This is a genomic window from Neisseria sp. HMSC065D04 (genome assembly GCF_001815675.1).
Lineage (GTDB): Bacteria > Pseudomonadota > Gammaproteobacteria > Burkholderiales > Neisseriaceae > Neisseria.
On the sequence record NZ_KV821518.1, the window covers coordinates 82,219 to 92,773 of the forward strand.

Annotated in this window: 13 protein-coding genes and 1 riboswitch; of the genes, 8 read left to right on the forward strand and 5 right to left on the reverse strand. The window is 50.5% G+C overall.

What is annotated here, in order from left to right:
• Positions 1 to 39: 39 nt before the first annotated feature.
• Positions 40 to 1,392, reverse strand: a complete 1,353-nt coding sequence (gene yegQ, locus HMPREF3050_RS07080; protein WP_070774253.1) for a prephenate-dependent tRNA uridine(34) hydroxylase TrhP — start codon at positions 1,390 to 1,392, stop codon at positions 40 to 42.
• A gap of 360 nt (positions 1,393 to 1,752) precedes the next feature.
• Here yegQ and HMPREF3050_RS07090 point away from each other — a divergent pair, with 360 nt between their 5' ends.
• Complete coding sequence (locus HMPREF3050_RS07090; RefSeq protein WP_003759965.1) at positions 1,753 to 2,499, forward strand: amino acid ABC transporter permease; 747 nt, start codon at positions 1,753 to 1,755, stop codon at positions 2,497 to 2,499.
• A gap of 199 nt (positions 2,500 to 2,698) precedes the next feature.
• Here HMPREF3050_RS07090 and HMPREF3050_RS07095 read toward each other — a convergent pair whose 3' ends face one another.
• From HMPREF3050_RS07095 to HMPREF3050_RS07110, 4 genes are all read right to left on the reverse strand, one after another.
• Positions 2,699 to 3,319: an L-threonylcarbamoyladenylate synthase gene (locus HMPREF3050_RS07095; RefSeq protein WP_070774254.1), complete on the reverse strand. Its 621-nt coding sequence runs from the start codon at positions 3,317 to 3,319 to the stop codon at positions 2,699 to 2,701.
• 133 nt (positions 3,320 to 3,452) lie between these two features.
• The gene (locus tag HMPREF3050_RS07100; RefSeq protein ID WP_003777107.1) at positions 3,453 to 3,812 is read right to left on the reverse strand and encodes a YbaN family protein; all 360 of its coding nucleotides are present in this window, start codon (positions 3,810 to 3,812) and stop codon (positions 3,453 to 3,455) included.
• A gap of 18 nt (positions 3,813 to 3,830) precedes the next feature.
• A complete protein-coding gene (locus HMPREF3050_RS07105) occupies positions 3,831 to 4,418 on the reverse strand; it encodes a DUF1415 domain-containing protein (RefSeq protein WP_060975230.1) in 588 nt (195 codons plus the stop codon).
• Between the two features lie 160 nt (positions 4,419 to 4,578).
• Entirely contained in the window at positions 4,579 to 5,061 is a 483-nt protein-coding gene (locus tag HMPREF3050_RS07110) for an Lrp/AsnC family transcriptional regulator (RefSeq protein ID WP_003759951.1), read from the reverse strand.
• Between the two features lie 282 nt (positions 5,062 to 5,343).
• Positions 5,344 to 5,440, forward strand: a riboswitch (glycine riboswitch).
• A gap of 206 nt (positions 5,441 to 5,646) precedes the next feature.
• Between HMPREF3050_RS07110 and gcvT the strand changes: the two genes are divergently transcribed.
• The 7 genes from gcvT to HMPREF3050_RS07145 all read left to right on the forward strand — a co-directional run bounded on the left by gcvT (position 5,647) and on the right by HMPREF3050_RS07145 (position 10,416).
• A complete protein-coding gene (gene gcvT, locus HMPREF3050_RS07115; RefSeq protein WP_070774255.1) occupies positions 5,647 to 6,747 on the forward strand; it encodes a glycine cleavage system aminomethyltransferase GcvT in 1,101 nt (366 codons plus the stop codon).
• A 126-nt stretch (positions 6,748 to 6,873) separates the two neighbouring features.
• Entirely contained in the window at positions 6,874 to 7,275 is a 402-nt protein-coding gene (locus tag HMPREF3050_RS07120) for a hypothetical protein (protein WP_070774256.1), read from the forward strand.
• A gap of 88 nt (positions 7,276 to 7,363) precedes the next feature.
• Positions 7,364 to 7,750 carry a glycine cleavage system protein GcvH gene (gene gcvH, locus HMPREF3050_RS07125; RefSeq protein WP_070774257.1) on the forward strand — a complete coding sequence of 129 codons (387 nt, stop codon included), beginning with the start codon at positions 7,364 to 7,366 and terminating at the stop codon, positions 7,748 to 7,750.
• Positions 7,751 to 7,857: 107 nt separating this feature from the next.
• Entirely contained in the window at positions 7,858 to 8,409 is a 552-nt protein-coding gene (locus HMPREF3050_RS07130) for a DNA-3-methyladenine glycosylase I (RefSeq protein WP_070774258.1), read from the forward strand.
• A gap of 165 nt (positions 8,410 to 8,574) precedes the next feature.
• Positions 8,575 to 9,273, forward strand: coding sequence for an energy transducer TonB (locus HMPREF3050_RS07135; RefSeq protein ID WP_070774259.1), 699 nt, complete (start codon positions 8,575 to 8,577; stop codon positions 9,271 to 9,273).
• 42 nt (positions 9,274 to 9,315) lie between these two features.
• Positions 9,316 to 9,942, forward strand: a complete 627-nt coding sequence (locus tag HMPREF3050_RS07140) for an arylesterase (RefSeq protein WP_070774260.1) — start codon at positions 9,316 to 9,318, stop codon at positions 9,940 to 9,942.
• A 171-nt stretch (positions 9,943 to 10,113) separates the two neighbouring features.
• Positions 10,114 to 10,416 (forward strand): hypothetical protein, encoded by a 303-nt coding sequence (locus tag HMPREF3050_RS07145; protein WP_107813120.1) that lies wholly within the window; start codon positions 10,114 to 10,116, stop codon positions 10,414 to 10,416.
• Positions 10,417 to 10,555 lie beyond the last annotated feature (139 nt).

The window sequence follows — 10,555 nt, forward strand, 5'->3', positions numbered from 1 at the left end:
AAACAAAGGTCGTCTGAAAATTTTCAGACGACCTCATGATTATTTGATGACCCGCGCCAGCAAGGCTTTTTCTTTGCCCTGCATATTCGGGATTTTGACTTGGATGCCGTTGCCCGGAGCGACTTCGACGGCTGTGCCTTTGCGGGTCATTTGTTCCAGCGTAATGGTTTGGTTGCCTTCGGGGTGGATGATTTCCAAGGTGTCGCCGACGGCGAAGCGGTTTTTGACTTCCACCGTTGCCCAGCCTTCGGCATCGATTTCGGTAACGTGTCCGACGTATTGGCTTTGTTTGGCGGTGGAATGGCCGCTGAGGTAGTTTTGATAGTCTTGGGTTTGGTGGCGTTCGAGGAAGCCTGAAGTGTAGCCGCGGTTGGCGAGGCCTTCGAGTTCGCTCAACAAGCCGTAGTCAAACGGACGGCCTGCGACGGCATCGTCAATCGCTTTGCGGTAGGACTGGGCGACGCGGGCGACGTAGTAGAGCGACTTGGTGCGGCCTTCGACTTTGAGGCTGTCCACGCCGATTTTGGCGAGTTTTTCGACGACTTCGATACCGCGCAGGTCTTTGGAATTCATGATGTAGGTGCCGTGTTCGTCTTCCATAATCGGCATCATTTCGCCGGGGCGGTTGGACTCTTCAATCAGGAAGACTTTGTCGGCGTAGGGGTGGCGTTTCTGACCGTTGATGCCTTCGAAGTTTTGGTTGGCTTCTTCTTGGGCTTTTTCAAAGTTGAAGCCTTGCAGAAGCTGGGCATCGCCCGCATCGCTTTCAGTGGCGTTGTGGACTTTATAGTCCCAGCGGCAGGAGTTGGTGCAGGTGCCTTGGTTGGGGTCGCGGTGGTTGAAATAGCCCGACAATAGACAACGGCCTGAGTAGGCGATGCACAATGCGCCGTGGATGAAGACTTCGAGTTCGATGTCGGGGCATTCTTGGCGGATTTCGGCGATTTCTTCCATGCTCAATTCGCGCGACAGGATGATGCGCTCGACGCCGATGTTCTGCCAGAATTTCACGCCCCAGTAGTTGGTGGTGTTGGCCTGTACGGACAGGTGGATCGGCATCTCCGGCCATTTTTCGCGCACGGTCATAATCAAACCCGGATCCGCCATAATCAGTGCGTCGGGTTTCATGGCAATCAGCGGCTCCATGTCGGCGACGAAGGTTTTGAGTTTGGAATTGTGCGGCAGGGTGTTGACGGTCAAAAAGAATTTTTTGTTGCGCTCGTGCGCTTCTTTAATGCCTTGCTCGAGGACGTCGAGTTTCGCAAATTCGTTGTTGCGGGCGCGCAGGGAGTAACGCGGGCTGCCGGCATAAACGGCATCTGCGCCGTAATCGTAGGCGGCGCGCATACGTTCGAGGCCGCCGGCGGGAAGGAGGAGTTCGGGTGCTTTCATGTTCGTGCTTTATAAAAGGTTTCAGACGACCTTTTAAATCACGGGAAAAGGTCGTCTGAAACGGTGTTTTAAGGATGGGCGGATTATCCGCCTTTTTGTCGGGACGGTCAATTTTGCGGCGGCATATCGGGATTGTTTTGCGTTGTTTTTTCAGAAGAAAACGGATTCGAGTGCGACGATTGGCGGATAGGCGCGACGGATGGGGAAATGTAAAAAAAACGGATGCAACCCGATTAATTTAACAAAAAGGCATTCAAAAAATGTATTTTCTTGTAAAATATCGAGTTTCATTTTTCCAATGTTCGGGAATCGGGCGGCTGCCGCAAACCGTTTCCCAGAGTTTTAGACAGGCGGACGAGTATGGATTTTCGGTTTGACATTATTTACGAATACCGCTGGATGTTTTTCTACGGCGCGCTGACGACGCTGGGCTTGACCGTAGTGGCGACGGCGGGCGGCTCCGTATTGGGTCTGCTGCTCGCGCTGGCGCGCTTGATTCATCTGGAAAAAGCGGGTGCGCCCATGCGCGCGCTGGCTTGGGTTTTGCGTAAGGTTTCGCTGCTGTATGTAACGCTGTTCCGTGGTACGCCGCTGTTTGTGCAGATTGTGATTTGGTCTTACGTCTGGTTCCCGTTTTTCGTCCATCCTACCGACGGTTTGCTGATCAACGGCGACGAGGCGGTGGAAATCCGACGCTCTTACGGCGCGCTGATTGCCGGTTCGCTTGCCTTGATCGCCAACTCCGGCGCATATATCTGCGAGATTTTCCGCGCGGGCATCCAGTCCATCGACCGCGGTCAGATGGAAGCGGCGCGTTCGCTGGGTCTGACTTATCCGCAGGCGATGCGCTATGTGATTCTCCCGCAGGCGTTGCGCCGTATGCTGCCGCCGCTTGCCAGCGAATTTATTACGCTTTTGAAAGACAGCTCGCTGTTGTCAGTTATCGCCGTGGCGGAGCTGGCTTATGTACAAAGTACGATTAGCGGCCGCTATTCCGTTTATGAAGAACCGCTCTATACCGTTGCGCTGATTTACCTCTTGATGACGACTTTCTTGGGCTGGGTGTTCCTGCGCTTGGAAAACCGCTACAATCCGCAGCATCGTTGATTTCCGAATAAGCCGATTGTTTTCGGCTAGGGCAATGTCAAAAGGTCGTCTGAAAACTGATTCGGGTTTTCAGACGACCTTTTATAGTGGATTAACTTTAAACCAGTACGGCGCGTTGCCTCGCCTGTACTATCTGTACTGTATGCGGCTTCGTCGCCTTGTCCTGATTTAAAGTTAATCCACTATATGTTTTTGGGGTTTACAGACCGAATAGGGCGGTGTCGCCTTTGCCCTGGCGGATGAGTTCCGTACCATCGGTCATGTCGATGACGGTGGTCGGCTCGGTGCCGCACCAGCCGCCGTCAATCACCAAATCGACGCTGTGTTCGAGGCGGTCGCGGATTTCGTAAGGGTCGGTCAGCGGCTCGTCGTCTTCGGGCAGCATCAGGGTGCAACTGAGCAGCGGCTCGTCCAATTCCTGCAACAGGCTCAAGGCGATGTTGTTGTCGGGAACGCGCAGGCCTATGGTTTTGCGTTTCGGGTGCAGCGTGCGGTTGGGGACTTCTTTGGTGGCTTGCAGGATGAAGGTGTAGCTGCCCGGGGTGGCGGCTTTGAGCTGGCGGAATTGGGCGTTATCGACTTTGGCGTAAGTGCCCAATTCGCTCAAATCGGCGCACATGAGGGTCAGGTGGTGTTTCAAGTCGATTTTGCGGATGGCGAGGATGCGTTCCATCGCTGCTTTGTCGCCGAGTTTGCAGCCGAGCGCGTAGCAGGAGTCGGTGGGGTACACGATGACCCCGCCGCTGCGGACGATGTCGGCGGCCTGTTTGATCAGGCGTTCCTGCGGGTTGTCGGGGTGGATGGCGAAGAATTGTGCCATGGCGGTTTTCCTTTTGGCAGTTTGTGTTGCGGATATTTTAAAACCGATGGTTTGAAATGACAAAAGGTCGTCTGAAAATACGGTTTCGGAACGGAAACTGCGTTTTCAGACGACCTTGTGTTTTGGATGCGAATCAGGGTTCGGGACGCAGCCACATCCAGACGGCGACGCAGCCGCAGCCCAATGTGGACGCCGCGCCTATCCACCATTTTTCGGGAAAGCGCCAAAACATGAAGATGCAGGATAGGCTCATCATGCTGATGGCGAAGATTTTGGCTTTGCGCGGGACGGCGCCGTTGTTTTCCCAGTTTTGTATCATGGGGCCGAAATAGCGGTGTTGGTGCAGCCAGCGGTGGAAACGGGGCGAGGCTCTTGCCCAGCAGGCGGCGGCAAGGATGATGAAGGGGGTGGTGGGCATAATCGGCAGAAAAATGCCGATGATGCCTAAGAGAAAGGAAACTGCGCCGCAAAAGATGAGTAAGTAGCGAATCATGTTGTTTTGTTGGAAATCTTATTCGGATGCTTTGGTTTTGCCGTGATCAAACGGGCAGCGGGGAATATCGAGCTTGTCCCAGCCTTCGTGTCCCATTTTTTCGAGCAGGGCGATGTTGCGCTCGAAAATGGCGGAGGCGTCGGGGAAGGCTTGTGCGGCTTTGGCAATGCTGTCTTCGCGGATGAGGTGCAGGGTGGGGTAGGGCGAGCGGTTGGTGTAGTTGCCGATGTCGTCTGAATCCGTGCCTTCAAATTGGAAATCGGGATGAAACGGGGCGATTTGGACAATGCCTTCCAAACCGTTGTCGACAACGGCGGCATCGGCAATGTCGAGCATTTGGTTGAAGGTGTCGAAGTCGGGAAAAAGGGTCGGGTGGACAAGCAGGGTGGTTTCCAGCTCGTCGGCGGGCGTGTCGCCCAAAAGCTGCAATTCGCGGTCGAGGTCTTCGAGGAAACCGTCCAGATGGCGGGCTTGGCTGACGCTGATGCGCACGAGGTTTTTGACGTGCGGCGCTTTGGCGAAGGGGCAGAGATTGAGTCCGATGACGGCTTTTTCGAGCCATTGGCGGGTGTGGTCGGTTACGGTGGCGGAGTCAGGGGTAGTCATGCGGGAATTAGGATTTGATTTAATTAAAAATAGTTCTCAAGTATAGCATGAAATTCTCTGTTCTCAGGATATCGCCGTTAGGACGGAAAAAGGTCGTCTGAAAATGAAAACGCTGAGAAATACAGGGTTTACGTTTTCAGACGACCTTTGAGTTTTGCCTTTAATCGGGGATGAGGTGTCCCAGCGGCAGGGCGGTTGTGTTTTTGATTTCTTTCAACACGAAGCTGGACTGCGCGTCTTGTACGCCGTGGTGAGACAGGAGCGTATCCAAAACGAAATGGGAAAATGAGTTCATATCGGTGAAAAATGCGTGGAGCAGGTAGTCGGTTTCGCCGGTCAGGGCGAAGCAGCTCAATACTTCGGGCCATTCTTGCACCGATTGCGCAAAGTCTTCACGCGCATCTTTTGCTTTGCTGATGGAAACGCGGATAAATGCCTGCAAGCCCAAATGGACGGCTGCGGGGGAGAGCAGGGCGGCATATTGGCGGATGATGCCCGCGTCTTCCAATTGCTTCAGGCGGCGCAGGCAGGGGGAGGGGGAAAGCGCGATCCGCTCGGATAATTCGACATTGGTCAATCTGCCGTTTTCTTGTAGGACTTGTAAGATTTTAAGGTCGGTTTTATCCAAGGTTATCGGTGTCATTTAGTTTGCTCCCTGTTGCTGTATAAGATGGAAATAAGTCGGATAGCGTTCGTGTGAACGTTCAGATTGACCAGTCAGGCAGAGTATATAACAAATAACATTTACTTAACATACAATCAACCAATGAAAAAGTATTTTTGAAAATAATCTGTGTTAAAAAGTATGGATGCAAACAAATTGATTTAATTTCATATCTGCAAACAGGCTTTAGCCAATTTGGGCAAAACGAATGGCAGCCATATAAAAGACGGCTTGCCCAAACCGCCTTTTCAAGCCATAATCGGGGCATGTGCAGGAGAGAGCTACATCAGGTTACATGTAGCCGCCGAAGGCGCAGATGCCCTTAAATCGCTCAGGCAACAGGGACTGCACATTGAAATAAAACATCTGGAGAGCGGTGCAATCGCACCCACCGAAGGGGAGAAGGCCGTCTGAACCACCATTCAGACAACCGCGCAAAGCAGTGAGCAGACTGGTTTGACATCAAGCGGGTATGCCGAAAATCTCAGGTTCAAGGACAGATAGGGTCTTCCGCGCTGCTTATGTGCGGACGGCATCTGAACAATAAATCCGGAGAAGCTGAGAATGACTGCCCTGAAAACCACCCCGTTTCACCAAGCCCATCAAGATGCAGGCGCGAAGCTGGTCGATTTTGCCGGCTGGGAGCTGCCCATCCATTATGGTTCGCAAATCGCCGAACACGAAGCCGTGCGCACCGACGCAGGTATGTTCGACGTATCCCACATGCTCGTTACCGATGTCGCCGGAGCGAACGCCAAAGCCTTTTTCCGCAAACTGATTGCCAACGACGTTGCCAAACTCGCCTTCGTCGGCAAAGCCCTTTATTCCGCGCTGCTCAACGACAACGGTGGTGTGATTGACGACTTGATCGTTTACCGCACCAACGAAGCCGAAACCCAATACCGCATCGTATCCAACGGCGCGACCCGCGAAAAAGACACCGCCCAGTTCCACAAAGTCGGACAAGAATTCGGCGTCGCCTTCAACCCGCGCTACGACCTCGGTATGCTTGCCGTACAAGGTCCTAAAGCCATCGAAAAACTCCTGACCGTCAAACCCGAATGGGCGGATGTCGTCAATAATCTCAAACCGTTCCAAGGCGCGGATTTGGGCAACGACTGGTTTGTCGCCCGCACCGGCTACACCGGCGAAGACGGCGTCGAAGTCATCCTGCCCGGCACCGAAGCCGTCGCATTTTTCAAAGCCCTGCAACAAGCCGGCGTACAGCCCTGCGGCCTCGGCGCGCGCGACACCCTGCGCATGGAAGCCGGCATGAACCTTTACGGCAACGATATGGACGACGACACCAGCCCGCTCGAAGCAGGCATGGGCTGGACGGTTGATTTGAAAGACGAAAACCGCGATTTCGTCGGCAAAGCCGCCTTGTTGGCATTGAAAGAAAAAGGCGTTGCCGTCAAACAAGTCGGTTTGCTGCTCGACAAAGGCGGCATCCTGCGCGCGCATATGGAAGTGTTGACCGACAAAGGCAAAGGCGAAACCACCAGCGGCGTATTCTCGCCCAGCCTGAAACAATCCATCGCCATCGCCCGCGTTCCGAAAGATTTTGACGGCGATACCGCCAAAGTGCTGATACGCGGCAAAGAGGTGGACGTGCGCGTATTGAAGCTGCCGTTTGTGCGCAACGGACAGAAACAGTTTGATTGAAAATAGTCAGAAGGTTTCAGACGACCTTTGTCAAAGTAAAGGTCGTCTGAAATAAAAAATGGGTATTGATTTACCTAAATTAAGAAGTTAGAAATGGTATTCAAATAAAAAAGAAAGTTTGTTGTGATGAATTATTGGATTGTAGGTGCCATGTTTGGTGGTGTGGATGATGCCTTAGAGAGCTTTATAGAACGGGGTTATTGGTATTGTTGGAATAAGAAGGTTCCAACGGGGGAAGAAAGTAAAGGACCAAATTCAATAGAAAGGCAGATTGAAAAATTCAAGGAGATTTCTATTGGAGATAAGATAGCAGTAAAGAAAATTCATAGTGTACCTGAACAAAAAATGGAAGTTAGAGCGTTGGGTATTGTGAAAGATATTGATTTTGAAGAATGGAGAGTTTATGTAGATTGGAAAGTGCAATTCAAGCATTTGGAAAGAATTGTTGATTTACATGGCTGGTCGGCTTCTATTCATGGCCCATATCAATATTCAGATACTAGGATTCATAAAGTTTTTTGTTTGTAAGGTTTGCTTATACACTTACACTTAGTAGGAGAGTATCGCGAGATTCACTACTAGCTAAATTAAACCGTTCTTAAAGGAGAACCAAACCATGAGCAACAACATCCCAGCCGAACTGAAATACGTTGCCAGCCACGAATGGCTGCGCCTTGAAGACGACGGTACCGTTACCGTCGGCATTACCCACCACGCGCAAGAGTTGTTGGGCGACATCGTGTTCGTCGAGCTGCCCGAAGTCGGTGCGAACCTTGCCGCCGAAGAACAAGCCGGTGTGGTTGAGTCTGTGAAAGCCGCGTCCGACGTGTACGCGCCGATTGCAGGCGAAGTCGTTGCCGTCAACGAAGATTTGCCCAGCGCGCCGGAAACTGCCAACAGCGATCCTTACGGCGCAGGCTGGTTCTTCAAAATCAAACCTGCCAATCCAGCCGACTACGACGGCTTGCTGACCGCCGAGCAATACGCGGGCGAAGTGGATTGATTTTAAAATGGCGCGGCAGGCATATTGCCGCGTTTCGATTGTGAAAGGTCGTCTGAAACCCTGTTTTAGGTTTTCAGACGACCTTTGTTGCGCTTGACCGATAGAACATGAATTACTGCGAATTTGTTGCCGCACTCCCAAACGATACGGACAACCCCAACAAACATTACCACGATAAGCAATACGGTTTTCCGATTTCAGACGACAATGAGTTGTTCGGACGGCTGGTGTTGGAAATCAATCAGGCGGGTTTGAGCTGGACGTTGATGCTGAAGAAGCAGCAGGCGTTTCGGGCTGCATTTAAAGATTTCGACATCGACGCTGTCGCCGCATTCGACGAAGCCGACATCGAACGCCTGCTTGCCGACGCAGGCATCGTCCGCAACCGCCTGAAAATCAATGCCGTCATTTACAACGCCCGACAAATCAAAAAGTTGCAACAGAAATACGGCTCGTTCAAACACTGGCTCGATACGAACCATCCGCTCGATAAAGCCGGGTGGGTAAAGCTCTTTAAGAAACATTTCAAATTTGTCGGCGGCGAAATCGTCGGCGAATTTTTAATGAGTACCGGCTACCTGCCCGGTGCGCATATTGAAAGCTGTCCGGTTTATCAAGAAGTTTTAAAATGCCGCCCGAAATGGGCAGAGGTCGTCTGAAAACGGGTTTTGAGGCAACTTGCTTTGCCGGTTTCAGAAATAACTGTTTTCAGACGACCTTGGGGCAGATTTTGTCCTTTGAAATTCAGGTTTTCCCTATTTTCTATGTCATAATCTTTTTAATAACCCTACAAGATAAATCATCAAACATAAAGAAAACAAAAAATGAACCTGTTCAAACTATCCGCTTTAACACTCTTGATGCTGCCCACTCTTCTGACTGCAGGTTCCACCATGCCGGGCAAAAAACTGCCGCCTGTTGAAAAAATCTTAAAACGTCCGCAGGCAGCAAACCCGCAAGTGGTGGTTATTCCGACGCCTGACGGGCGTAAGGGCGGCGTGTTGCCGGTATTGTCCGTCATTAATAAAAAAGGCAGGGTTGATGGCGCAGTGTGCCGTGATCAGTCGGCAGGAACGGCATTGTGCAAAGCCGCATTGGCGCAGAAGCGTCCGAAGCGATATGAACCTGCTCAAACTTGCTCTGATCAAACCAATGCAAACGGCGAGGTGCGGAGCGTGTGTCAAAACGTTCCGTCTTATGCGGAACATATTTACTTGCTCTATGGGGAAAACGACAACTATGAAGGCGGTTTATATCGACGGGTGAACATTCCTTATCCTCCTGTAGCATGGGAAAATGGGGATGAGGGTGAGGTTATATTGGGGGGCGTAGTTTCGCCGGAGGGTAAATTGGAGAGCATCAAAGTGATAAAAAGATCAGGTTATAACATGTTGGATAATGCGGCAAGGAAAGGGGCAATGGGAGGCATCTTTTTACCTAACGTTAAAGATGGCAAACCTGTATGGATGGAATTTAGGATGCCTATCACTTTCCATCTTCAAGATCAAGATGTACAAAATTAACGCGGCAGCTTCCGTGATACTTTCAAGAATCAGAAACAAAATATGCTCACACGAAGAACATTCCTTACTTACGCAAGCGTTTTGCTGCTTGCAGCTTGCGGCAGTAAATCCGGCAAGAAGCAGACGAAAATTGCCGCAGGCAGTACCGTACTTGCTTTGGGCGATTCGCTCACCTACGGCTACGGCGCAGACCCTGCCGAATCCTATCCCGCGCAACTGCAAAAGCTGACCGGTTGGGACATCATCAATGGCGGCATTTCCGGCGATACCTCCGCACAAGCCCTGTCGCGCCTGCCCGCGCTGTTGCAACGCCAACCCAAGCTTGTGATTATCAGCATAGGCGGCAACGACTTCTTGCGTAAATTTCCCGAAGCTGAAACCCGTGCCAATATCGCCAAAATCATCGAAGGCGTGCAGAAGGAAAACATCCCCACCGTCTTAGTGGGCGTACCGCACCTGAGCGTCGGCGCATTGTTCGGTCATTTGAGCGATCACCCGCTTTATCAGGAACTTGCCGAACAATACAAAATCCCTTTGTTTGAAGGCGCATGGTCTGAAATTTTGAGTGATGAGAAGTTGAAATCCGATCAAATACACGCCAACGCGGCGGGCTATAAGGTATTTGCGGAGAGGCTGGAGAAGTTTTTGCGGGAAGAGGGTTTTTTGTAGGAGTAAACGGTAATTTACTTCGTGAATTTCGTTTTCAGACGACCTTTTAAAAAAGAAAAGGGATATGAATCTTGTAGCGCGTGGGATGAGAGTTTAGAGTAAATGCCGTTCGCAGAGTTTACGAAGAAGTATTATGGGGCATTCGGTAGTTTCTTTTTGGAAAGATTAAAAATGCAGAATAACATTGTAAAGCTTATTTTAGAAATAGAAAAAAGGCCGGCAATGTATATTGGACGCAATAGTATTTTTTGCTTAAAAGCTTTTCTAGATGGTTGGCATTTTAGAAATCCTAAACAAACAGATAATTCAGAAATACTAATAGAATTTACAGACTGGATTCAAGCAAAGTTCAACATTGATCGATATAGCGTTTCATGGGATAAATTACTATTTTCCCTCTATTACGATGAAGAAATGGCATTGAATAGCTTTTTTTTAAACTTTAATCAATTCCTTCAAGAAAAAAATCAGTAATTCGATACCTGCTTTCATGTTCATGTAGTTATCGAAGCAGTAAGTGCAGATTGAGTTAAGCCTCAACAGTCTGATAAGGTCGTCTGAAAGCGGTAGGTTTTGCGGCATTTTATAGTGGATTAACTTTAAACCAGTACGG

What these genes read in the sequence shown, in the direction of transcription:
- gcvH (WP_070774257.1), top strand. Translation starts at nt 7,364, where the DNA reads ATGAGCAACAACATCCCAGCCGAACTGAAATACGTTGCCAGCCACGAA.
- HMPREF3050_RS07135 (WP_070774259.1), top strand. Translation starts at nt 8,575, where the DNA reads ATGAACCTGTTCAAACTATCCGCTTTAACACTCTTGATGCTGCCCACT.
- HMPREF3050_RS07105 (WP_060975230.1), bottom strand. Translation starts at nt 4,418, where the DNA reads ATGACTACCCCTGACTCCGCCACCGTAACCGACCACACCCGCCAATGG.
- HMPREF3050_RS07100 (WP_003777107.1), bottom strand. Translation starts at nt 3,812, where the DNA reads ATGATTCGCTACTTACTCATCTTTTGCGGCGCAGTTTCCTTTCTCTTA.
- HMPREF3050_RS07120 (WP_070774256.1), top strand. Translation starts at nt 6,874, where the DNA reads ATGAATTATTGGATTGTAGGTGCCATGTTTGGTGGTGTGGATGATGCC.
- gcvT (WP_070774255.1), top strand. Translation starts at nt 5,647, where the DNA reads ATGACTGCCCTGAAAACCACCCCGTTTCACCAAGCCCATCAAGATGCA.
- HMPREF3050_RS07130 (WP_070774258.1), top strand. Translation starts at nt 7,858, where the DNA reads ATGAATTACTGCGAATTTGTTGCCGCACTCCCAAACGATACGGACAAC.
- HMPREF3050_RS07140 (WP_070774260.1), top strand. Translation starts at nt 9,316, where the DNA reads ATGCTCACACGAAGAACATTCCTTACTTACGCAAGCGTTTTGCTGCTT.
- HMPREF3050_RS07110 (WP_003759951.1), bottom strand. Translation starts at nt 5,061, where the DNA reads ATGACACCGATAACCTTGGATAAAACCGACCTTAAAATCTTACAAGTC.
- HMPREF3050_RS07145 (WP_107813120.1), top strand. Translation starts at nt 10,114, where the DNA reads ATGCAGAATAACATTGTAAAGCTTATTTTAGAAATAGAAAAAAGGCCG.
- HMPREF3050_RS07090 (WP_003759965.1), top strand. Translation starts at nt 1,753, where the DNA reads ATGGATTTTCGGTTTGACATTATTTACGAATACCGCTGGATGTTTTTC.
- yegQ (WP_070774253.1), bottom strand. Translation starts at nt 1,392, where the DNA reads ATGAAAGCACCCGAACTCCTCCTTCCCGCCGGCGGCCTCGAACGTATG.
- HMPREF3050_RS07095 (WP_070774254.1), bottom strand. Translation starts at nt 3,319, where the DNA reads ATGGCACAATTCTTCGCCATCCACCCCGACAACCCGCAGGAACGCCTG.